Genomic DNA, 24,562 nt, shown 5'->3' with positions numbered 1-24,562 from the left:
AAAATTTACATTGAAATTATTTTACTCGGAGCCAGGCCATACTGCTTTTTAAATGCAAATGAAAAGTGAGAAAGATCCTCAAAGCCGAGATCAAGGTAAATATCAGAAGCCATCCTTCCCTTCTCCAGCAGGTAATGCGCCTCCTGAAGCCTTTTCTGCAGCAGCCATTTTCCGGGCGTAATGCCAAATATTTTCTCAAAATCCCACTTGAAAGTCGCCAGGCTTCTTCCCGTTAAGTAAGCAAAACGATCCAGATTCACATTAAAATGAAAATTTTTATTCATAAATGCCTCGATATCCAGTTTTCCGGGCTCATTAAAATCAAACAAAACATCCTTCAGTTCAGGCGCTTCCTGTAACAAAAGAATCAAAACTTCTTTTATTTTTAGCTCTACCAGTCTTGGATCAGAAAGAATATCCGAAAACTGATACATCATCAGCGACTGCATAAAATTTTGCAATACCGGATTTTCCATTAGCAATAATAAAGGCTTATTAGCCTGTTTTTTCTCAGCAGTCATCCCGTATTCCAGGCTGAAATCCTTTAGAGCCTGCTGACCCAGGTGAATGGATAAAGATTTAAATTCTCCTTCTTTCGGGGGCTGCTTGGTGAATTTTAAAAGCTGGTTCCGCTTCAAAAAACGGATAGATTCATCCGAAGCAGAATAATCTTTGACCCCGTCATTAAGAACTAAATCTCCGGCAATCTGATAACTCAAAACATGATCTGAAACGAAATGTTCTCCCTGCCGGCTCACTTCAGCATAACAGGAATAAACAATATTTCCAAAATCTTCTTTTTTAGCTTTCATTACTACAAATATAAAAAATGAGACCGCACTTTTTACAGTCTCATTATTAAATTATTTTACGTTATTTCCTTTATTAGTTAAAAATTGTTTTCCATATTCTGTTTCAAAGATGCTTACAGCATCATCATGATCCGTGGAAACAGTTACATCCAGCCATTTTTCAAATTCTTCTTTTCTTTGAAGATCAGCATCTTTTAAAATGGCAGCAGCTTCACTTCCTAAAACCAGATGCAATGGAGGGTTTTCATTATTTGCAATCTCAATCATTACTTTTGCAGCCTTGGCGGGATCACCCATCGGGACAAATTTCCCTGAAAGTAAATGTTCTTTTACCCCGCCTACCGTTTTTTCATAACCTTCAACATCTTCTGCAAAGCTCATGGACGCTCCAGCCCAGTCGGTACGGAAACCGCCGGGTTCAATGCTTGTAACCTTTATTCCTAAGGGTGCGACTTCCTTACTTAAAGATTCAGAAAAACCTGCAAGCCCGAATTTTGCAGCCTGATAAATTGAAAGGCCGGCATTTCCTACCCTTCCGCCAATAGAGCTGATCTGGAGAATATGTCCCGAACGCTGCTTTCTCATGTAGGGTAAGACTGCTCTCGTTACTTCTATAGGTGCGTACAGATTCACTTCCAGCTGATTTCTCACCTGTTCATTAGTAAATGCTTCAGCCGCACCGGTAATTCCAAAACCAGCATTATTCACCAAAACATCTATTCTCCCAAAGTGATTAACAGCTTTCTCCACAGCTTCATAGATTTGCTCTTTGTTTTGAACATCAAGCTTAAGTGTTAATAGCTGCTCTGGATATTTTTTTAATAAATCGTTAAGCTGTTCAGGATTTCTTGCGGTAGCCACTACATAATCCCCTTTTAATAAAACTGCTTCTACAAGGCTTTTTCCTAAACCTTTTGAGCTTCCTGTGATAAACCAGATCTTTTTCATTTTATTGATTGATTTTTGTTTGATACAAATTTCCTTTAAAACTCAAAGCATCCGTTTTGTTAAAAAGCTCAATCTTACTTTGTTTAAAAAGTCATTTCCTTTCAGCTCAGTTTCTTATCCTATATATATGGTGGTAGCCACAAATTTTTATTTTAACGATAAAGAAATAACCTTCCTGAAGCCTAAAATATAAATACCTGAAAACGAAAACACTAAACCCGAAAACAACAAAATAAGTACCTGCACGCCACAAAAAAGACTAAAAAAATGTTTTATCGTAAAGAATTTTATATATTTGCACCATCTAACAATTAAAAAAATAATTTACTATGTCAGACATTGCATCAAGAGTAAAAGCTATCATCGCTGATAAGCTTGACGTTGAAGAAACAGAAGTAACTCCTGAAGCTAGCTTCACTAACGATTTAGGAGCTGATTCACTAGATACAGTTGAACTAATTATGGAATTTGAAAAAGAATTTAACATTCAAATCCCTGATGATCAAGCTGAAAAAATTACTACTGTAGGGCACGCTATCGCTTATATCGAGGAAGTAGTAAATAAATAATATTCTTCAACAAAAAAGAAATTAAACAAAGTTTATGGAATTAAAAAGAGTAGTTGTAACCGGTTTTGGCGCAATAACACCGATTGGAAATAATGCAAAAGAATACTGGGAAAATCTTGTAAAAGGTGAGAGCGGTGCTGCTCCAATTACTCTTTTTGATGCCACAAACTTTAAAACAAAATTCGCTTGCGAAGTGAAAAATTTCGATCCGCTGCAGCATTTCGATAAGAAAGAAGCAAAAAAAATGGATAGAAATACACAGCTTGGGCTTGTAGCTGCAAGAGAAGCGGTACAACACTCAAGGCTTATTGAAGATAATGTAGATAAAAACAGAGTCGGCGTAATCTGGGGATCAGGAATAGGAGGTTTAGAGACTTTCGAAACTGAAGTTTTAGGATGGGCAAATACAGACATTCCTAGATTCAACCCTTTCTTTATTCCGAAAATGATTGCGGACATCACTCCGGGACACATCTCAATCGAGTATGGTTTCCATGGTCCGAATTATACTACTGTTTCTGCATGTGCATCTTCAGCAAACGCTTTAATTGATTCCAAAATGCTGATTCAGCTGGGAAAAGCAGACGTGATTGTATGTGGAGGCTCTGAGGCAGCCGTTACAGCAAGTGGTGTCGGTGGATTCAATGCAATGATGGCACTTTCTACAAGAAATGACGATCCTACAACAGCTTCAAGGCCTTTTGACAAAGACAGAGATGGTTTTGTACTGGGTGAAGGAGCAGGATGTATCATTCTTGAGGAGTATGAGCACGCGGTAAAACGTGGTGCTACAATTTATGCGGAATTAAAAGGTGGAGGTCTCAGTGCTGATGCACACCATATGACAGCCCCGCATCCTGAAGGCTTAGGAGCTTATCTGGTAATGAAAAACTGTTTGGAAGACGCAGGATTAACTGCTGATGAAGTAGATCATATCAATATGCACGGTACATCTACTCCATTAGGAGATATTGCAGAATCCAACGCAATTTCGAAATTATTAGGAGAGCACGCCTACGACATTCAGATTAATTCTACAAAATCAATGACCGGCCACCTTTTGGGTGCAGCAGGGGTTATTGAAGCTATCGCTGCGTTAGGAACTATTATTCATGGTATTGTTCCTCCTACCATCAACCATTTTACTGATGATGAAAATATTGACAGCAGACTGAACTTTACGTACAACGAAGCTGCGAAGAAAGATGTAAAAGTAGCCATGAGTAATACTTTTGGGTTTGGTGGGCATAATGCCTGCGTTCTATTTACGAAAATCTAAATTCAATGAATGGAGTTACAGAAATACTTTTCTAAATTCCTTCTCAAAAACAGAAAAAGACAATTAACGGAGAGAGATTATTTTCTCAGTAACGAGCTCAGCAAAATATTAGGTACTGAGGTACAAAATGTTGCGCTCTACCGTGAAGCTTTTTCTTTGAAAAGCTCTTCTAAAAATCAAGACAGCAATTACGAAAGGCTTGAATTTTTAGGGGATTCTGTTTTGGGTACAATTATTTCTTGTCATCTGTTCCAGACTTATCCTCAGGCTAATGAAGGATACCTGACACAGATGAAATCTAAGATTGTTAATAGGAAGAATCTTAATAAATTAGGAGAAGATCTTAAACTTACAAACCTGCTTCAGAAGTCGGGTTCAGTAGCTTTAGGCGAAAATATTTCCGGAAATTTATTTGAAGCACTGGTAGGAGCCGTTTATCTGGATTTCCAGTATGATACTTGCAGAAAGATCATTTTGGAGAAACTTTTGACCCCTACTGAAATTAACAAGCTTGAAAATAAAATTGTAAGCTACAAAGGTCTTTTGCTCGAATGGAGCCAGAAGAAAAAATTAAATATAAAGTACGAAACCTGTGAGGAAATCCAGGTGAATAAATCAATTGTTTTCCGGTGCCATGTATGGCTTGGAGAAGAAAAAATTGCGAATGCCACAGAAACTTCCAAGAAAAAAGCAGAAGAAAAGGCAGCGCAGAGAGCATTTTATATTTTAAACAAAAAAGAAAACATACTTGGAAATTCAAAAACTTTATGATCTTGATGATATAGAATTTGAAGATATTACCATAGGCTTGGTAAGATTAGCAAAGAATATACCCGATCATGAGTTTTTCTATAAAATAAATCAGAATAACGACCTTACATTTTACAGAAAGAAAGACCTTATCTTTCATGGTGATTATTATGATTATTATTTTCCGAGATTTGAAGCTTATCACAAGTATACCAAAACCTGTTTTACCTTCATTTCAAACAAATCTTCAGAAAGTAAACAAAAAAAAATACAGACTGAGCTCTTTGCAGAAGAAGAAAACATTAAGTTTTTATTAAATAATCAGGTAGATGTGCAATATATTTTGCATAGTTCGGAACAGTTTCCTGATTTTTCCGTAATTTTGCTCCCTGAAAATCTTGTGTTTCCGATTCAAGATTACACACTAAGTTCTGATGAGGAACTTTATCAAATTATCCAGTATTATGAATAAGTATTTAAAGAAGACAAAAATTATCGCAACACTTGGACCGGCTTCATCGTCGAAGGAAGTAATGTTAGGATTAATGAGAGCAGGTGTTGATGTTTTTAGAATCAATTTCTCACATGCGGATTATGACTTAGTTCGAACAAATATAGAAATAATCAGAGAGCTGAATAAAGAATACGGCTTCTCAGTAGGGATTTTGGGAGATTTACAAGGTCCTAAACTGAGAGTTGGCGTTGTAAAAGAAGGCTCATATCTTAACCCTGGTGACATTCTTACCTTCACTAATGAAAAAATTGAAGGGGATTCTACCAAGGTATTCATGACCTACCAACAGTTTCCACAGGATGTAAAGGTGGGTGAAAGAATCCTTATTGACGACGGTAAGCTTGTTTTAGAAGTAACTGAAACCAACGAAAAAGATACGGTAAAAGCAAAAACGATTCAAGGGGGGCCATTAAGCTCTAAAAAAGGTGTAAACCTTCCTAATACCAATGTTTCTCTGCCTGCTTTAACGGAAAAAGACATTCAGGACGCCAATTTCATGCTTGATCAGGAGGTTGACTGGATTGCGCTTTCATTCGTTCGTCATGCTCAGGATATTATTGATCTGAAAGAATTAATTTCAAAGCACCCGAATGGTAAATTCAAAACTCCGATTATCGCGAAAATTGAGAAACCTGAAGGTGTAAAAAATATTGATGAAATCTTATTGGAATGCGATGGATTGATGGTTGCCCGTGGAGATTTAGGAGTTGAGGTTCCTATGGAAGAAGTTCCGGCGATTCAGAAAACATTGGTGGAGAAAGCAAGATTCTATTCAAAACCTGTAATCATTGCGACCCAGATGATGGAAACGATGATAAATAGCTTAACGCCAACAAGAGCGGAGGTAAATGACGTTGCCAACTCTGTACTGGACGGTGCAGATGCTGTGATGCTTTCCGGAGAAACCTCTGTAGGAAGATATCCGGTGCAGGTAGTTGAGAATATGGCTAAAATTGTTCAAAACATTGAAAAAACCCATTTCTATCAACACAAAAACGAACCGATAGAAAAAGATTTCAATTGTATTGATGAAAGATTCATTACGAACAGGGTTTGTCTTGCAGCAGTAAGAATCGCAAAAACTACAAATGTTTCTGCCATCGTTACTTTAACAAGCTCGGGTTATACAGCATTTCAGCTTGCAGCCCACAGACCGAATTCTCACATCATCGTATACAGCGGAAATAAGAGGGTTATTACCATGCTGAATCTTCTTTGGGGAGTTCATGCCTATTATTATGATATGAAGAAATCTACTGATGAAACGATCATCCAGGTAAACATGCTTACGCACAACTACGGATATATCGAGAGTGGAGATTTTGTAATCAATATCAATGCTACACCGTCTTACGAAGGTGGAAAAACAAATACATTGAGACTTACAACAGTTTAATTTAAAGCAAAAGGCAAAGAGCTAATAAGCAAAATGCTTTTCTTATAAAAAAAACAACTCACGAATAATTTCGTGAGTTTTGTTTTATAACTGTAAGCTGTGTAAAAATGAAGTGAGTTTAAAGATATTTTTGTAAACTTCCAGCTTCTCCCTTCCAGCTTCCTTCCTCTATTTTTAACTATTTCCTACAACGGTTTTTGCCGTTACAAATTCTTTTAAAGCCAATAAAGAAAGCTCCGTTCCGTAACCTGATGATTTGGTTCCTCCAAAAGGGAAACGCGGATCTGAGCTCGTCATTCTGTTGATGTTTACCGTTCCTGATTCCAGATTTTCAATAAAAAATAACTGACGGTCCTTGCTTCTCGTCCAGACAGAATTGGAAAGCCCAAAAGGAATATTATTGGCCATTTCTAAAGCTTCTTCATCATTTTTAGCCACCATCACCATCCCCAAAGGACCGAAAAGCTCTTCTTTTAAGATAGGGTTTCCTTCCTGTACTCTTATCAAACCGGGATTAAATTCATTATCTGAAATTCTTTCCAAAGGAATAATAATTTCTGCTCCGTTTTCCAGTGCTTTATTGAATTGTTTTTCTAAATCATCCGCCAGGTCCGGCCGTGCCATTCCTGCAATTTTTGTTTCCTTATCCATAGAATCCGCAGGAACAAACTTTTTATATTCTTCAATGAATTTCGGAAGAAAAACATCCTCTATTTTTTCATCAATAATAAATCTTTTTGCGGCCACACAAGTCTGCCCGCAATTTTGAAGTCTTGCCTGCGCACCTACTTTTGCCGCTTCATCAAGATCTGCATCATCCAATACTATAAACGCATCGCTTCCGCCTAATTCAAGTAAAGATTTTTTAATATTTTTTCCGGCAATGGAAGCTACTTCACCTCCGGCTCTCTCACTCCCGGTAAGGCTTACCCCTGCGACAGCCTTATGTTCAAGGACTTCTTTTACATCTCCATGCCCTATTTCAAGATTCTGGAAAACACCTTGTGGAAAGCCTGCTTCCAACAGAACCTCCTCTATCGCATTTCCGCTTCCAAAACATATTGAAGCATGTTTCAGAACCACCGTATTACCCGCCAAAATAGCTGGAACAGAGAATCTCAAAACCTGCCAGAAAGGAAAGTTCCACGGCATGACACCCAAAATTACTCCTTTCGGAACATAATGAATTTCAGAATAAGCATACTCAGAAGCTACCTTTTCGGGTTGTAAAATATTCTCTGCATCAGCATAATAATTCATCATTAGGGCACACTTTTCCACTTCTACAATAGACTGTGAGATCGGTTTATTCATTTCTTTTGTAATGATTGTCCCGAATTTTTCAGCGTTGCTTTTTAAAATTTCAGCAGCTTTTGCAATCAGCTTCTGCTTTTCTTCAAAAGGCACTTTTTTCCAAGCTGAAAATGCCTGATCTGCTGTATTTAATTTATTTTCAATTAATTGTTCCATATTCAGTATTAGTTAAATTCAAAAAAAATGAATTTATAAATGCTTCCATTAAAAGCACGATGAAAGCAACAAATTTTGTTCCTTATAATTAAATAAAATAGTGATTTTTTCTATCGAAAGGATGTTATTTAACTTAAACCATAAACCATTCATTAATAAGAGTAGCAGCCAGTCTTGCCGTTCTGTCCTGAATATCATAAGCCGGGTTTACTTCTGCCACATCAAGAGCAAGAAGCTTTTCACTCTTTAAAATATGACGGTACAGATGCATAAACGCCGAATCTGCAAAAATCCCATTATATGCAGAAGCAGATACTCCCGGTGCAATGGATGCATTGAAAACATCCATACAGATTGTTAAATAAAGATAGTCCACACTTTCCAGCAAATCATCAATTCTCTGGTAAATCGAAGGTAAATTCTCGAAAAATAATTCGTCTGCTAAGATATATTTCATTCCATACTGATGAGCTGTATCAAATAATTTTAACGTATTTGAATTCCTCTGAATTCCGATATGTAAAGAATTAATTTCTTCTTCCTGAGCTATTTGCCAAAACCCTGTTCCCGAGCTTGCTCCTACTCCATTTTCAGGCTGTCTGTTGTCAAAGTGGGCATCGATATTAATAATGCCAATTTTTTGTTCAGGAAAAGCTGTTTTCACACCCAGATAATGCGCATAGGTAACCTCATGCCCGCCTCCCAGAACAATTGATTTTCCGTCCTTCAAAAGAACTTTGGATACATTTTTGGCGAGATTATGCTGTGCTTTTTCCAGATCACCGTTTTCACAGGTAACATTTCCGAAATCAAGTAAAGAAAAATCAGGCATGATCACCGGAAAATTTGCCATATTTTTCCTGATAATATCCGGAGCATCTTTGGCGCCCTGCCTTCCCTTATTTCTTCGAACACCTTCATCAACTGCAAATCCGTGTAAAACGAAATCATTAGTTGAAATCGTATCATAATCACTTTCTTCCCTTACTCTTTGAAATATTCTGTGGTAAAGAAGTTCTTCACCATCCAGTCTTCCCTGCCAGATATTGTTCATTCTTTCAAATTATTTATAAAACAGTGTGGCTTCGAGAACCTCAGCCACCTAAATAGTAGTTTTAATTAATGCCTGGTAGCTGAGATTCTCGAGCCACCATTACTTGTTAAACTTTCAGTCCATCAATATAAACATTCTCCGCCCTCAGGCTCCCCTGATTATAAAGAATATTCTGAAAGTTATCCGTTTTAAAAGTTACGAAATCCGCCTTCATTCCTTCCATCAATGCCCCCCTGTCTTCTAAACCAAGCGCAAAAGCAGAACGGAAAGTTATTCCTGCCAGAACTTCCGCCGTTGTAAGCTTTTCAAATGTCGCGAGAATAGATGCCTGGGTAATCAGATTACCCATCGGTGCAGAACCAGGATTCCAATCGCTGGCGATCGCTAAAATAGCTCCTGCATCCAATAATTTTCTTGCCGGAGTAAATTTTTCACCAAGGCCTAAGCTTGCTCCCGGAAGAGCAGTTGCCACGGTATCAGATTTAGCTAAAAACTCAATATCTTCATCAACAGTTGCTTCCAGATGGTCTGCTGACTTCGCACCTGCCTCAACTGCAATTCTTGAACTTCCCGGAGTAAACTGATCCGCATGAACGGTTATTTCAAAACCTAAATCTTTAGTTTTAAGTAAAAAAACCTTACTTTCTTCCGGCTGAAAAGCAGATTTTTCGATGAAAATATCAACGCGTTTTGCCAGGTTTTCTTCTTTTACTTTAGGTAAAATTTCAGCTAAAATATATTGCAGATATTCTTCATTGCTTCCATCGAAATCTCTAGGTTTTAAATGAGCGGAAAGACAAGTCGGAATCAGTGTTGCTTTTGTTTTCTCCTGTGCTTTCTTGATGATTCGGAGCATTTTCAGCTCGTTTTCAAGGTCTAAGCCGTAACCGCTTTTTACTTCAATAGTTGTGATGCCGAGAGAAATCAGGAAATTGATTCTTTCCAGCAAAGTTTTTAATAATTCTTCTTCCGAAGCATTTCTAGTATGCTGAACAGAGCTCCAGATTCCACCGCCGCTTTCAGCGATTTCCAGATACGTTTTACCCGCATTTCTCATCGCAAAATCATTCGCACGGTTTCCACCAAAGCAAATATGGGTATGCGAATCTACGAAGGCAGGGAGAACGATTTGTTCGCCTTCAATGGTTTCTATTTCTACATTTTGATGTTCAGATTTTAAATCTTCAAAATTTCCGACTTTTTGAATTTTATTGTCTTTTATTAAAATTCCTCCGTCAACAATAATTTCAAGCTGCTCATCAGAAAGTTTTCCTCTTAAAGGAAGGTTGGCAAGGGTTACCACCTGCTTGAAAGGACCAATTAATTTCATTTATTTTAATATTAAGCTAAAACTCAGATAAAAATAATGGTTCAGAGACAGTCAAATTATTTTGCTTAGGTTCTTTCAGGAAACAAACTCTACATTCAATTGTCATTCCTCAGGAATCTCAAGCACCGTTATCAGCTGAACATTTTTATCTTTAAAATTTTCTCTCTCAAAAATACTTAAAATATCTGTTGTTCTCAAATCTTAATTTTCATTGGTATTCGCCCTATAAACCTTAGCCTAAATTTTCCTATCTTTGAAGTAAATGAAAATGAGTTAATGCCTGATTTTTTACATCCAGATAAAGACAATTTCTCCCGCGAAGAACTTTTGCAGGAAGAGCAGATCCGTCCCCAAAGCTTTAAAGATTTTGCGGGACAGAGGAAAACTTTGGAAAACCTTGAAGTTTTTGTGACTGCTGCCAAGAAACGCGGCGGTGCGCTGGACCATGTTTTATTACATGGGCCTCCCGGTTTGGGAAAGACGACGTTAGCTAATATTATTGCGAATGAATTAGGAGTAAACTGTAAAATTACTTCAGGACCTGTTTTGGATAAACCAGGCAGTTTAGCCGGTTTATTGACCAATCTTGAGGAAAATGATGTGCTTTTCATTGATGAGATACACCGTCTTTCTCCTGTTGTGGAAGAATATCTGTATTCTGCAATGGAGGATTATAAAATTGATATCATGCTGGAAACCGGCCCGAATGCAAGAAGTGTTCAGATCGGCTTAAATCCTTTTACACTGGTAGGAGCTACTACCCGAAGCGGAATGCTGACAAAACCGATGCTGGCAAGATTTGGGATTCAGAGCAGGCTGGAATATTATACAATAGAATTACTGTCGATGATCATCATCAGAAGCGCAAGAGTTTTGGGTGTGAAAATTTATGAAGACGCAGCGATTGAAATTGCGAGAAGAAGCCGCGGAACCCCAAGAATTGCGAATGCTCTTTTAAGAAGGGTTCGTGACTTTGCGGAGATTAAAGGAAATGGCGAAATTGAAATTAATATTACAAAATATGCTTTAAATTCTTTAAATGTTGATGAATTCGGTCTGGATGAAATGGACAACAAAATTATGCGTGTGATGATAGAAAATTTCAAAGGGAAACCTGTCGGGATTTCCGCGTTGGCAACATCTATTGCAGAAAATCCTGAAACATTGGAAGAGGTGTATGAACCATTCCTAATTCAGGAAGGATTTATCATCAGAACGCCCAGAGGCCGTGAAGTGACAGAAAAAGCGTACAAACATTTGAATATTGCAATTCCGAGAAATCCGGGAGAACTTTTTTAAGATTAAATTTATTGTTGATAAAAGATGTTCATCCTAAGTTATAAAGGCGAAGGCCACTTTTTCAACATTAAGAAATTAAGAGTAAGAAGTTTATTAAAACCTTCAAAATCAATTTTATTGATTGCTTAATTATAATTGTAGAAAGAATTCTTAACTACTTAATGTTTAATAAAGAATAAACAAAGTTTATTTAGTTTAAGAATTAAGAGTAAATTTTGCGGTAAACATTTAACATAAATAATACATTATAACAAACTTAATATTATATGAAATTATATCCAATACAATGTGGAAAATTTAAACTGGATGGCGGTGCCATGTTTGGGGTCGTCCCGAAGAGTCTGTGGGAAAAAACCAATCCTGCAGACGAAAAAAACCTAATCGAGCTGGGAACACGCTCCCTTCTTGTAGAAGACGGCAAAAAATTAATCTTGATTGATTGCGGTCTTGGAAACAAACAGGATGAAAAATTCTTTGGCCATTATTCTCTTTGGGGAGATGATAATTTAGACAAAAACTTAAAAAAATATGGGTTTGTAAAGGAAGATATTACTGATGTTTTTCTTACCCACCTTCATTTTGATCATTGTGGAGGCGCTATTGAGTGGAACGATGACAGAACGGGTTACAGACCGGCTTTCAAAAATGCACAGTTCTGGACTAATGAAAACCACTGGAAATGGGCTACAGAGCCAAATGCAAGAGAAAAAGCAAGTTTTTTAAAGGAAAATATTATTCCCATGCAGGAAAGTGGGCAGCTGAACTTTTTACCACTTCCTACAACGGGTAATTACGGTTTCGCCCCAGACCTGAAAATGGATGTTATTTTTGTAGACGGCCACACAGAAAAGCAAATGCTTCCCGTTATCCAATACCAGGATAAAACGATTGTATTTGCAGCCGATCTTATTCCTACGGCGGGACATATCAACCCCGTATATGTAATGGGGTATGATACAAGACCTCTTCTAACAATGGAAGAAAAAGGAAAATTCTTAAAGCAGTGTGTGGACAATGAATACTTGCTGTTCTTTGAACACGATGCCCACAATGAGCTGGCAAGCCTGAAAATGACCGAAAAAGGCGTAAGGCTGGATGAGACTTTTAGTTTTAATGATGTTTTTGGATATTAGATATGAGTGATACCAGCGATTTTGGGCATGATTCCGGAAGTGACGATTTAGGTCATAGCGGAAACCCCAATAACCATCATGATCATACTTATAAAGAACCGAATTTTGCAGTTCATTCTGAATATAATGCAGATATTCATCAGGGGAACATATTCAAATTTGAACAATTATTAAATACCGGTTCAGAAAATGTGCCGAAAATCATCGGGCTTACCGGCGGCATAGGATCCGGAAAGACTACGGTTGCCGGATTCATTGAAGAATTTGGATTTCCGGTTTATTATTCGGATGAAAGGGCTAAAGATATCGTGAATGACAACCCTGATTTAAAGCTAAAAATAAAAAATCTTTTAGGGGAAGATGCTTACGATGAAAATGGCCTTTATGACAGAAAATTCGTCGCTGAAAAGGTCTTTAATGATAAAGATCTGCTTCAAAAATTAAATGAAATCATTCATCCTGCAGTTCGCGTTGACTTTGAGGATTGGGTGAAAAAACAGACGAAATATTTAATATTTAAGGAAACAGCCTTATTATTTGAATTAAAGCTTAATCTGGAATGCTATAAATCTATTCTGGTTACTGCAGAAGATAACATCCGGATAAAAAGAGTGATGGACCGGGATGGAAAAACCTACCGCGAAGTACAATCCGTCATGGAAAAGCAGATGCCGGAAAAAGACAAAATAAAACTCGCAGACTGCATTATTTACAACAATACAAATCTGGAAGATCTAAAGGTACATACCGAAAAAGTGATCTTCGACATCGAATAAAATTAAAACTCGCTGGAAATAAATCCAGCGAGTTTTTTTATTGTCTTAGTAATGTTTATAAATGCTTCGAGAGCTTAGCATGACTCCGCGAATACCAACTGTTTGTTATGCTGAACGTGCCAGAAACCATTTTAATTACATAAAGCTAATCAAAAAAATAGGCTCCCATTGCTGAGAGCCTATTGAATTGGATTAATATTAAATGGTCATTTCTATTCTTTGATAAATTTCTTCTGAACAGATATTGCATCTCCATCCTGGATGTCTATTACATAAACTCCATTGATAAGTGCATGAACATCAATCTTGTTGTTTAAGATAATTCCGTTTGAAACTAATTGTCCTGCAGCGTTGTAGATCTTATAATTCGCTCTTTTGCTGATATTTTTCACATACAATACTGTGCTTACCGGGTTAGGATAAATTAAGATATCCGTTTGGTTCAGCGGGTTCGGTACAATAGTTTTAGAAATTCTTACGGTGTAATCTTCTACTTCACCATTCGGGAAGTTTGCACAGTTCACAGGGATAGCATCTTTTGCCATTGCCACTCTCATCACTACATATTTGTAGTCTGTAAGGCTGATGAATGCATCTGCCGGTACTGTGAATGTTCCGCTTACCGTCTGCTGATTATTAGGAGCTACAGCCATGATTCTTTCGTTTATATCGAAATATCCGTTTCTATTGAAGTCTATCCAGACAGCAACTCCGGCTTCAGCATTTCCTGATAATTTTTTCTCGATAGTAATCTGGTTGTTTGAAGAACCTTGTACCAGCTCGATAAATGTGGCAGGAATACCTGTATAATCTGTGTAGTTGGATGCAGCAGACGGGTTTTCCATCTTAGGCTTACCATTCGGAGTTACAGTAACTTTTGAAATATGTTCTGAATTCGAAACAGTAGAAGTCATCTGACAGTACACTACAGTAGGTGTAGTGAAGAAATATGGCAGTGTATATGTACCAGGAGTACCACTACATACGTTTGCTACCTGCATTTCATACTGAGTCAGCTCTGTTAAACCAGTCAATGTAACTGTATTTGTAGAAGAAGGAACATTCGTCCAGCTCGGAACACCTACCTTTCTATATCTAAGGATATAAGTAGCACCCGGGAACGGATCCCAAACCACTACTGCCGTATTAGGCGTAAGGTTAGTAATTGTAAGTCCCGGAGGCGGTAATTCACAAGTTCTTTCTGTAGTAAATACTTTAGGGTTAGACCAAGGGTTTACCGTAGTTTCACCGTTACACATATTTGCTATCTGTACCTCATACGTTGTATACGGGCTAAGACCTGTAATTGTATAAGAACCGAAAGGAGGAGTTGTAACGTTTACTGTAGTCCACGTTGTAGTTCCTACGATTCTGTATCTTATTACATACGTAGAGCTTGCTGCAATCGGTGCCCAGTTTACAACTGCCGAGTTTGTAGTTACAGTACCTATTGTAACATTCGGAGGTGTAGGATCACATCTCGTAGTGAATGTCTGAATATTTGTAAATGTACCCGGAGTAGTTCCACAGCTTGCAGCTACCTGAACCTCATACGTTGTAGCAGGCGTTAAACCTGTTAACGGTAAAGGAGGGTTCCCTGAAAGTGTAGAAGCAATAACTTCCGTCCATGGTGTAGTACCGGCTACTCTGTATCTTACAACAAATGTAAGCGTACCGGCTGGTACCGTCCAGTTTACGTTGGCAGAAACGTGAGTGATCGTATTGATCGCTACGTTTGTAGGCATGGTTGTGTTACAAGGTCTTAATTTTACCGTGTAATCTTCTACTTCACCATTTATGGCATTCTGGCACATTACCGGAGCACTTGAGCGTTTCAGAACAACTCTCATGGTAGTAGTAAGAGCTCCGCTATAAGCAGTTGAAGGTACACTGAACAGTGCTGTTACAGGAGTGGTAGTACTCGCTGCAGAATTCATAATCTGTTCTGTAGATTCAAATACGCCGTTTCTGTTAAAGTCGATCCATGCAGATACCGCATCACTTTGCGTTCCACTGGACCATCCTTTCGCTACGGAAAGCTTATTACCTGTAGATCCTATCTCAAGATTAATAAGTGTAGCAGGAGTATTGTATAAAATATAATTTGTCTGAACCGAAGTATTATTAACTACCGGAAGACCAGGGTTTACAGGAGTAACCGTAACATTAGAAATGAAATCCGTAGTTCCTGTACCCGTCATATTACAGTAAGTAATAGGTGTAGTGGTAAATGGTATTGATGCAGACCAAGGTCCCTGAGTACCACCACAAATAGTAGCCACCTGCACTTCATAAGCTGTCTGCTCAGTAAGGCCTGTTATATTGTAGCTGTTTCCTGTAATAGGAGCCGGAGATACGTTCCATGCACCTACCGGTGAAGTAGTTCTCCATCTTACCAGATAAGTAGCCCCTGTAGCAGAAATCCAAGACACAGTAGCTGTAGTAGCTGCAATATTTGTAACTACAATACCTTGCGGCGCTGCTGTAGTACAAGGCTGGATATCAATAAATTTAACCTGATAATCTTCAACTTCTCCGTTACTTGTAAGAGGCGAACAAGCATCTGTAGGTGTGTTGAAATATACAATCACACGCATTTTAACTTTATTCGTTCCAGAGTATGCTCCAGCAGGAACAGCGAAGTTAGCCGTAACAGGTGTTGTAGATGAGAATCCTAAGTTCATGATTCTTTCTCCACCCGGAACAGTACTTGGGTTATTATTAAATATTCCGTCCCCGTTGAAATCTATCCATGCATAAGTAGAATATGTACTGGACAGGATTGTTCTTCCTACAGAAAGGATATTATTTGTAGAGTTACGAGCTAAAGTAACAATCTTAGTAGCATCGTTAGAATAATCCGTATATGTAGTAGGTCCGGAGTTATTAGACATCATTGGAGTAGCAGTTCCCGTTACCGTTACATTATTAATGAAACCGTTGGTAACAGTTGCCGTACCGGAATTACAATAAGTACTTGCCGGAGTTGTGAAGTTTACAGAATTTGACCATGCACCGGTAGTACCGCCACAGATTGTAGCCACCTGCACTTCATACGTTGTAGAAGCATTCAGGTTTGTAATTGGGTAAGGGTTTGTAGCAGCAGCTATGGTAGTCCATGCACCTGTACCTGTTCTGTATCTTAATGTATAGGTAGCACCTGTAGTACTCACCCATGAAACAAGAGCTGTAGCAGCTGTTACGTTTGAAACAATAATTGGTGTAGGCGGAGCCGTTGTACACGGTGAAGCATCAATAATCTTCACAGCATAATCTTCTACCTCACCTTCATTAACGTTCGCACACGGATCACTGATCGTACTTGTAGAGAATATAATTCTCATTCTAAGCGTTAATGGTCCGGCGTAAGAAGTTGCAGGTACCGTGAATGTCGCACTGATAGGAGTAGTTGTACTTGTTGTAGTACTGATTACTCTTTCCGCTGTTTCGAAGATACCATTTCTGTTAAAGTCAATCCATGCACCAACTGCCAGGAAGGATTGGAAAGTTCCTGTCCAAGATTTAGATACAGAAATAGAGTTATTTGTAGAGGTACGTACTAATGTTACCAGTTTTGCAGGGTCTGCAGAATAGTTGGTATAAGTACTTGGCCCTGTATTACTACTCATTACATACGATCCTGTAGGAGTAATTGTTACATTAGAAATATAACCATTCGTATTATTTACAGGCGTATTGTTACAATACGTAACCTGAGGTGTCGTAAACTGATAAGGAGCAGTATAAGTACCCGTAGTTCCTGAACAAACATAAGCCACCTGAACTTCATACTGAGTCATCTCTGTTAAACCAGTAATAGTATAAGCCGGCGTTGTTAAAGGAACTGTAGTCCATGTAGTAGAACCTACCGGTCTCCATTGTAAAACATAAGTACCACCTGTGATTGGATCCCACATTACATAAGCAGAAGTTGCTGTAAGGTTGGTTACTGTAAGGTTTAAAGGAGCATTACTTGTACAAGGGATCGGCTGGATTAATTTTACAGCATAATCTTCAACTTCCCCGTCTCCAAAGCTCTGACACATTACCGGAGAAGTATTGTATCTCATGGCAACTCTCATTCTTGTTGTCGCAGGGCCGTTGTAAGCCGTTGCAGGAACATTGAATGTAGCCGAAACCGGAGTAGTTGTGCTTGAAGGTGAGTTCATCACCTGCTCAGTAGCTTCGAATACTCCGTTTCTGTTGAAGTCAATCCAAACTCCTACTGCTTCGCTCCAGATTGTACCCGGGAAGAATTTAGTAACAGAAACTGTATTACCAGTAGATCCTATAACCAAATTTACTAATGCACTCGGTGTAGCAGTATAATCGGTATAAGTAGAACCTGCAGAGTTGTTGCTCATAATGGCAGCTCCTACCGGAGTTACCGTAACATTCGAAATATATTCTGAACCAAAGTTACTGGACGTCATTGTACAGTAAGTAAGTCCCGGAGTTGTAAAGTTGGTAGATGCAGAGAATGCTCCCTGAACACCGGCACAAACCGTAGCCACCTGCACTTCATACTGAATGCCATCACTAAGACCTGTAAGGCCTATTGAGTTTCCTGTAGAGGTTACAGTAACCCATGTACCACTTCCTACCGGACGATACTGAATTACATAAGTTGCACCTGCAGCAGCAGTCCAGGAAACTGTAGCTGATGTCTGCGTAATTGCCGTAACGGTAATACCTGCAGGAGGAGCACCTGTACATGCAGCTAAGCTCGCAACCGTAGCACTTCCGATAGCATAGAATACGTTTCCGATAGCAGCTACTCTTATTTTCACAGTATTACCTACCGTAAGACCTGCAATATTAAAAGATTCGTTGCCATCATTAGCTGTTGAAGCAGACAGAACAGTCCATGTTACTCCGTTATCTGTAGTATAGTCAATTTTAACATTGGCCACATTATAAGGAGCAGCTGTAGTATTTACAACATCCCATGCAACAGTGGTAGGACCATTGTTGTAAGCCGTTGTAGTGGTTACCTTGAAAGGACCGTCATTTCCTACTGTGATTGTCTGTTCTGCAAACTGAGTTTGCTGCTGGTTGGCAGCAGGATTATTATCTCTTACTGTTACCGCAAACTTAGAGTTTCTTGCAATAGAGGAAACTGATTCCCATCCGTTGTTTGAATTATTTAAAACCCCTGCAAGAACCGAAGATAATTTAGGAAAATATCTTGTAGGGCTCGTAGTAGGGCTCAATGATCTGAAAGAAGCACCGGTAGCGGTATTTCCCAAGTTATTTTTATTAATTGTAACACTTGCATTATCTACCTCTTCCCAGCAATACGTCATTGGGTCATTTTCTGCATCTGTAGCAGAAGCCGTTAAAACGAAAGCTGTTCCTTTAGGAATGTTGTAAGTAGGTAAAGCAGCAATTACAGGAGGGTTGTTTGTAATTACAGTTTCTACATCACAGGTTTTACTGATTAAATTAGCCTGAACCTGCTTGATACTAGCGATATGAAAATAGGGATCAGAGTGAGGCTGAACATCTGTATTGGCTCCTGTGATTCCCGCATATCCCATAATGGTAGACCCTGAACCTGGCTCCTGATTTACACCAGCCCCTTCAAGACCGTGTGAAAATGTATGATTAGCTCCGAACTGGTGACCCATTTCGTGAGCTACATAGTCAATATCAAAATTATCTCCCTGCGGAATAGCATCTGCGGGAGAAGTAAATCCTGAACCCTTTTCTGTGTCAACAGCATTATTAACAGGGTTTACACATACACAGCCGATACATCCTGCATTACCACCACCTCCGGAAGCACCAAATAAGTGCCCGATATCATAGTTTGTATTTCCTACATTGGCTGTAAGTGTCTGCTGAAGCTCAAGGTTCCATGCACCGCCGGCTCCTGTAGCAGCAGGTGAATAAGGATCGGTAGCCGGATTGGTATAGATTACCCCCGGAAAGTTTTGTAAAATTAAATGCAAAGCAAAATCTTTTTCAAATACACCATTTACTCTTGTAAGAGTAGCATTGATAGCGGTAAGTGCCGCAGCAACTGTCCCTCCGAAATACTGGGTGTACTCTCCTGTCACAGACATTGCAAGTCTCATTGTTCTGTACTTTTTGTCAGAACTTTTAGAGAAATTCATTGTCTGGTTAGAAAATGCTTTTCCTGTCGTGTACAGATTTTCAATTTCCTGTTTTGATAATCTGTCTTCATTCATAGAACAAAGGAAGCCTTCATTGCTTTTGTCTGTTTTCGGGTGCACTCCGTAAACAGTTTTGCTCTTGTCGGCCGGTTCTATAAACTCGTATTTGCCGTTTTTGATGATCATTGATTGGAAATCATCAGGTGCTAAGCTGAATCTCAGGTATTTGCCGGGATCATCTATCCCAACTCCCACGTAAGAGCCCAGTTGATACTCATTTGCCAGTTCCTTCACTACCACAGGGAAGCTGTAAACGGCAAATTTTTCAATTCTTCCATCCAAAGTTGGCAATGATATGGTGACGGGTTTTGCATTTTTACCCGTTTCCTGCGCATTTGCCAATTGAGACTTTAGTAAAGAAATGTCTAGAGTGTAATACCCTTTAATATCGGTATTCGCTCTAATTTTTTCTCCCCTGAATGTCGTGGGATTCCATTGTGCACTGGTTATCGCAAACAAAAAGAGGAAAAAGAAAGAAGTAAATTTTCTCTTCATAACTTTCTCAATATTATATTAATTACACAAATCTAATCATTTTTTGTTATTAATTTACAAATACATCTATTTTTTTTATACAAATTTCACAACGTTTTAAAATATGTTTTCAATAATAAAAAATAACAGCCAAATTTTAAAATTTTCCGTATTTAAAGGCTTTTCCATAATTATTACTTGATTTTAAGATTATTTATTGAACTTTCAACAATAGTAGAATTTGCTTAAAATGGTAGAGTTATGTAATTATTTATGTCTCTATCCAAAATTTCGAACAAAAAAAAATCCCCAGGAAGACCTGAGGATTTCATTATTTAAATTAATTTAAATTATTTTTTGATAAACTTGGAAGTGAATGTATCTTTTCCTTTATCATCAATTGAAATTACATAAGCTCCTTTAATTAGTTCAGAAACATTAATCTGTCCGTTATTAATAGTTCCCTGTTTTACTAATTGTCCTGCAGCGCTGTAGATTTTGTAAGCTGCTTTATCAGAAACTTTAGTGATATTGATAACATCCACTACCGGATTAGGGTACATCTGTATATCATTCTTAGGCCCTGCCACGTCATTTGTTGCCAATACCGTAGGAGTTACCAACACATTATAATCTTCAACTTCTCCATAAGTGTAAGATGTACAAGGTGCCGCTACAGTATTGTAACGTAATGCTACTCTCATTTTAAGCATTTTGTTCTGAACGGCTGTTGCAGGAACTGTAAATGTACTGCTCACTGTAGGCACTGTGCTTGCAGCTGAGTTCATTACCATTTCATCAGTATCAAAAGTACCATTTCTATTGAAATCAATCCAAACTCTTACTCCTTCAGAATAAATATCAGCTGCCCAAGTTTTGGTTACAGAAACTGTATTGTTTGTAGATCCGCTTACTAAATGAACAATTTTAGTTGCATCCGTTCCGTAATCTGTGTATGTACTCGCTCCGGAAGTATTGTTTACGTTTGCCAATGTTACATTAGAAATATATTCTTCTGAAGGATCAGCAGAAGTAAGTGCGCAATAAGTAGTTACAGAAGCAGTTACAAATGGATTGTTTGCACTGTAAGCACTTGGAGTACCAGAGCAGATTGTCAATACCTGAAGATCATATTTAGTACCTTCTTCCAATCCTGTTAAAATTACAGAGTTGCTTGAAGAAGTTGTCTGCTGCCAGGCTGTTTCAGTAATTTTCTTGTATCTGATCTGATAAGTAGCACCCACTGTAGGATTCCAGCTTACCGTAGCACCAGTAGCAGTAATTCCGTTTACAGCAATATTAGTTGGTGCAGCAGAGCTACATGCAGGTGCGGCAGTTACCAATACCTGCTTGATTGTATAGAAGATATTTCCGATAGAAGAAATTCTTACTTTAATATTCTGTCCGTTCAGTGCTGCAGGGAAAGTAAAGTTTTCCGCACCGTCGTTTGGAGTGTTTGCAGAAAGAACCGTCCACGTAGCACCGTTATCTGTAGTATAATCTATTTTTACATTCGCAACATTATACGGGGCAGCATTAGTGGATGCAACATCCCATAATAAAGCAGCTGCTAAATTGTGATAAACCTGTGTAGAGTTTACTTTAAACGGACCGTTGTTTCCTACAGTTACCGTTACAATATCACTCTGTGTCTGCTGTGAAGTAGAAAGAGGATTATTATCTCTTACTGTTAAAACAAAGTTTGTAGGTCTTGCTACATTTGAAACAGTTTCCCAATCTGCAGGCACTGTAAGGTTCCCTGCTAATACTGAAGAGAATTTAGGGAAATATCTTGTATGACCTGTAGCTGAAGGAGCAATAGATCTGAATAACGCTCCGGTAGCATTGTTTCCAGTAACCGATGTTACCGAAGTAGCAGCAGTGTCAAACTGTTCCCAGGTATAAGTCATAGGATCATTTTCGGCATCTGTAGCTGTTCCCGTAAGAACAAATGCTGTTCCTTTAGGAATTGTGTAATCTGTAAGAGCACCGATTACCGGCGGATTATTTGTAACCGTTGTTTCTACATCACAAGATACAGTAGAAAGATTATCTTCTACCTGAATAATACTTGCAACATGGAAATAAGGATCAGAATGCATCTGCACATTCGCACCAGGAACTATCCCGGCATATCCCATAATTGTAGAACCTGAACCGGGCTCCATATTTACATTAGTTCCTTCAATACTGTGAGAGAAAGTGTGGTTTGCCCCCAACTGGTGACCCATTTCGTGAGCAACATAATCAATATCAAAATTATCACCCTGAGGAATACCGTCTGCAGGAGATGTAAACCCTGAGCCTTTTCCTTCCGGCTCAGCAGTGGTAGGATCTGTACAAACACAACCGATACATCCTGCGTTACCACCTCCTCCGGAAGCTCCAAATAAATGACCGATATCATAATTAGCATTTCCTACGTTTGCAGTTAACACCCCTTGCAATTCAAGATTCCATGCGCCACCAGCTCCCGTTGCTGCAGGAGAATAAGGATCTGTTGCCGCATTGGTATAGATTATACTCGGGAAATTCTGTACAAGAAGACGTAAAGCAAAATCTTTTTCGAAAACTCCGTTTACTCTGGTCATGGTAGCATTGATGGCTGTAAGTGCTCCTGTTACTGTTCCTCCAAAGTATTGCGTATATTCTCCGGTAACAGAAATTGCCAGCCTCATTGTTCTGAATTTCTGATCTGAAGATTTTGAAAAGTTCGTAGGATTTTTATCAAACGTTTTACCTTTTGCGTATAATGCATCCATCTGCTTTTTTGACAGGGCACTTTCATTCATGCTGCAAACGAATCCTCCCGGGGTTTTGTCTGTTTTGGCATGTACTCCATAAACTGTTTTGTCTGCATTCTGTGCATCGATAAACTGGTAAACCCCATCTTTAATTATCATTGACTGAAAATCATTCGGAGCTACAGAAAATCTTACATATTTAGAAGGATCATCTATCCCCACTCCCACATAAGATCCAAGCTGATATTGATCTGCCAGTTCCTTAACTACTACAGGAGAGCTATACACCGCAAACTTTTCAATTTTCCCATCCAGAGTCGGTAAAGAAATCTCAACAGGTCTTGCGTTTTTACCTGTTTCCTGAGCATCATTAAGCTGAGTTCTTATTTTATTAAGATCCAGCTTATAGTAACTTCTTACATTAGAAGATTTTTCTGATCTTCCTTCAAATGCAGCCGGAGTCCATTGTGCAAACATGGTCCCTCCTATTAAACCACAAAACAAAGTAGTAATGAGTTTTTTCATATAAGGATTATTTTGATTCAAAAATAACCATTGATTTCCGTATTTTCCAAAAAAAAATACTATAATTTAATATTTTAACTAATAAACGTTTAACCTATTATTCCTAAATATGTAAATCATTATTAGCTTAAAATAAAAAGTCTCCGGAAATTCCGGAGACTCTGATACTAAATTTTAATTGAAATTAATTTTTAATAAACTTGGAAGTAAAGTTATTCCCTTTATCTTCAATTGAAATTACATAACCTCCTTTAATTAATTCAGAAACATTGATCTGCTTGTTGCTGATATGTCCCTGTTTTACTAATTGACCGGCAGCATTATAAATCTTATAACCCGCTTTTTCAGAAACTTTAGTAATATTTAAAATATCTGATACCGGGTTTGGATATAATTGAATATCATTTTTAGAACCTGCGACTTCATGTGTTGCCAAAGGAGCGTTTACAAACACATTATAATCTTCAACCTCTCCATTCGGAAAAGACAGACATGCAAACGAATCCGGAATAGTACTGCCTATAGATCCTGAAGTCATTAAAACAGTCACTACTCTCATCCTTAACGGGGAGTTTGTTACCGCTGTGGACGGAACTGTAAATGTACCTGTTACAGGAGTAGTTCCTATTGGCAAAGCAGTTACAATCATATTCAAAACTCTTTCACTAGCTTCAAATATCCCATTTTTGTTGAAATCTATCCATGCCGCCATTCCATTATTTGAAGCACCCGGATGGTTGGTTGTAATAGAAACGCTTATTGTATTTGAACTATTAAGCGATAATGTAGGTTGTAGTGCTGTATTAGCAGTAAAGTTTGAATATGTGGTTCCTGGTGTGGTATTATTTACCGTTCCCAATGTAACATTGGAAATATAATTATATTGTCCGTCGGCACTAGTTGCATTACAATATGTAATTCCTAAAGTAGTAAAATTCGCAGAAGCAGAGTAAACTCCGGGAGTTCCTGAACTGGAGTTGCTAACTTTGTTAGGACACAATTCTTATACTCTTTATCTTTAAGAGTATGAAAAAGATCAGAAAAAATTACAGTCTAGAGTTTAAGATCCAAGCAGTATCTTTAAGTGAGCAGCGAGGCAATGTATCCTCGGTAGCTGAAGAATTTGGGATCTGTAAAGAAAGTCTCGTTAATTGGCGAAAACTTCACAAAGAAGGTAAACTTAGCAAGGAAAAACAAATATCCTCTGATCCAATAAGGGAAGAGTTATTGAGACTTCGCAAAGAACTGGAAGAAACAAAGCTTGAACGTGATATCTTAAAAAAGGCGGTAGGCATCTTCTCCAAGAGAGA

Annotated in this window: 17 protein-coding genes; 9 read left to right on the top strand and 8 right to left on the bottom strand. The window is 38.3% G+C overall.

Going from position 1 to position 24,562, the window contains the following annotated elements; all coding sequences use genetic code 11:
- Nucleotides 1–5 precede the first annotated feature (5 nt).
- Complete coding sequence (locus H560_RS0119115) at nt 6–812, bottom strand: helix-turn-helix domain-containing protein (protein WP_027381465.1); 807 nt, start codon at nt 810–812, stop codon at nt 6–8.
- 51 nt (nt 813–863) lie between these two features.
- On the bottom strand, nt 864–1,760 hold the full coding sequence (locus tag H560_RS0119110) for an oxidoreductase (protein WP_027381464.1): 897 nt from the start codon (nt 1,758–1,760) through the stop codon (nt 864–866).
- Between the two features lie 329 nt (nt 1,761–2,089).
- Between H560_RS0119110 and H560_RS0119105 the strand changes: the two genes are divergently transcribed.
- From H560_RS0119105 to pyk, 5 genes are read left to right on the top strand one after another with little or no spacing between them, the layout of a single operon-like run.
- Complete coding sequence (locus H560_RS0119105; protein ID WP_002976354.1) at nt 2,090–2,329, top strand: acyl carrier protein; 240 nt, start codon at nt 2,090–2,092, stop codon at nt 2,327–2,329.
- 34 nt (nt 2,330–2,363) lie between these two features.
- Nucleotides 2,364–3,608, top strand: a complete 1,245-nt coding sequence (fabF, locus tag H560_RS0119100; protein ID WP_027381463.1) for a beta-ketoacyl-ACP synthase II — start codon at nt 2,364–2,366, stop codon at nt 3,606–3,608.
- Nucleotides 3,609–3,617: 9 nt separating this feature from the next.
- Nucleotides 3,618–4,379 carry a ribonuclease III gene (gene rnc, locus H560_RS0119095; protein WP_027381462.1) on the top strand — a complete coding sequence of 254 codons (762 nt, stop codon included), beginning with the start codon at nt 3,618–3,620 and terminating at the stop codon, nt 4,377–4,379.
- Nucleotides 4,357–4,830, top strand: coding sequence for an IPExxxVDY family protein (locus tag H560_RS0119090; RefSeq protein WP_027381461.1), 474 nt, complete (start codon nt 4,357–4,359; stop codon nt 4,828–4,830). Before rnc ends, H560_RS0119090 begins: the two co-directional genes overlap by 23 nt.
- Nucleotides 4,823–6,268: a pyruvate kinase gene (gene pyk / locus H560_RS0119085; protein ID WP_027381460.1), complete on the top strand. Its 1,446-nt coding sequence runs from the start codon at nt 4,823–4,825 to the stop codon at nt 6,266–6,268. The genes H560_RS0119090 and pyk overlap by 8 nt, the downstream gene beginning before the upstream one ends.
- Nucleotides 6,269–6,442: 174 nt before the next feature.
- On the opposite strand, the gene H560_RS0119080 is transcribed toward pyk, so the two are convergent.
- The 3 genes from H560_RS0119080 to hutI form a co-directional block, all read right to left on the bottom strand.
- Nucleotides 6,443–7,738: an aldehyde dehydrogenase family protein gene (locus H560_RS0119080; protein ID WP_051289395.1), complete on the bottom strand. Its 1,296-nt coding sequence runs from the start codon at nt 7,736–7,738 to the stop codon at nt 6,443–6,445.
- A gap of 133 nt (nt 7,739–7,871) precedes the next feature.
- Nucleotides 7,872–8,792 (bottom strand): formimidoylglutamase, encoded by a 921-nt coding sequence (gene hutG, locus H560_RS0119070; protein ID WP_027381458.1) that lies wholly within the window; start codon nt 8,790–8,792, stop codon nt 7,872–7,874.
- 106 nt (nt 8,793–8,898) lie between these two features.
- A complete protein-coding gene (hutI, locus tag H560_RS0119065; protein ID WP_027381457.1) occupies nt 8,899–10,122 on the bottom strand; it encodes an imidazolonepropionase in 1,224 nt (407 codons plus the stop codon).
- A gap of 276 nt (nt 10,123–10,398) precedes the next feature.
- On the opposite strand from hutI, the gene ruvB reads away from it, so the two are divergent.
- The 3 genes from ruvB (at nt 10,399) to coaE (ending at nt 13,330) form a co-directional block, all read left to right on the top strand.
- Nucleotides 10,399–11,421, top strand: a complete 1,023-nt coding sequence (ruvB, locus tag H560_RS0119055; protein ID WP_027381456.1) for a Holliday junction branch migration DNA helicase RuvB — start codon at nt 10,399–10,401, stop codon at nt 11,419–11,421.
- A 266-nt stretch (nt 11,422–11,687) separates the two neighbouring features.
- Nucleotides 11,688–12,554: an MBL fold metallo-hydrolase gene (locus H560_RS0119050; RefSeq protein WP_027381455.1), complete on the top strand. Its 867-nt coding sequence runs from the start codon at nt 11,688–11,690 to the stop codon at nt 12,552–12,554.
- A 191-nt stretch (nt 12,555–12,745) separates the two neighbouring features.
- Entirely contained in the window at nt 12,746–13,330 is a 585-nt protein-coding gene (coaE, locus tag H560_RS0119045) for a dephospho-CoA kinase (RefSeq protein WP_027381454.1), read from the top strand.
- A gap of 212 nt (nt 13,331–13,542) precedes the next feature.
- On the opposite strand, the gene H560_RS22595 is transcribed toward coaE, so the two are convergent.
- The 3 genes from H560_RS22595 to H560_RS0119030 all read right to left on the bottom strand — a co-directional run bounded on the left by H560_RS22595 (nt 13,543) and on the right by H560_RS0119030 (nt 24,252).
- Nucleotides 13,543–20,004, bottom strand: coding sequence for a GEVED domain-containing protein (locus H560_RS22595; protein WP_051289394.1), 6,462 nt, complete (start codon nt 20,002–20,004; stop codon nt 13,543–13,545).
- 329 nt (nt 20,005–20,333) lie between these two features.
- On the bottom strand, nt 20,334–23,252 hold the full coding sequence (locus H560_RS0119035) for a reprolysin-like metallopeptidase (protein WP_027381453.1): 2,919 nt from the start codon (nt 23,250–23,252) through the stop codon (nt 20,334–20,336).
- Nucleotides 23,253–23,436: 184 nt separating this feature from the next.
- Complete coding sequence (locus H560_RS0119030) at nt 23,437–24,252, bottom strand: GEVED domain-containing protein (protein WP_027381452.1); 816 nt, start codon at nt 24,250–24,252, stop codon at nt 23,437–23,439.
- A gap of 26 nt (nt 24,253–24,278) precedes the next feature.
- Between H560_RS0119030 and H560_RS0119025 the strand changes: the two genes are divergently transcribed.
- Nucleotides 24,279–24,562: transposase (locus tag H560_RS0119025; RefSeq protein ID WP_027381451.1), on the top strand; the 284-nt coding region annotated here is incomplete at its 3' end.

Origin of the sequence: Chryseobacterium daeguense DSM 19388 (assembly GCF_000430825.1) — a bacterium.
GTDB classification, from domain to species: Bacteria; Bacteroidota; Bacteroidia; order Flavobacteriales; family Weeksellaceae; genus Chryseobacterium; species Chryseobacterium daeguense.
This window is presented reverse-complemented; position numbering and strand designations above follow the sequence as displayed.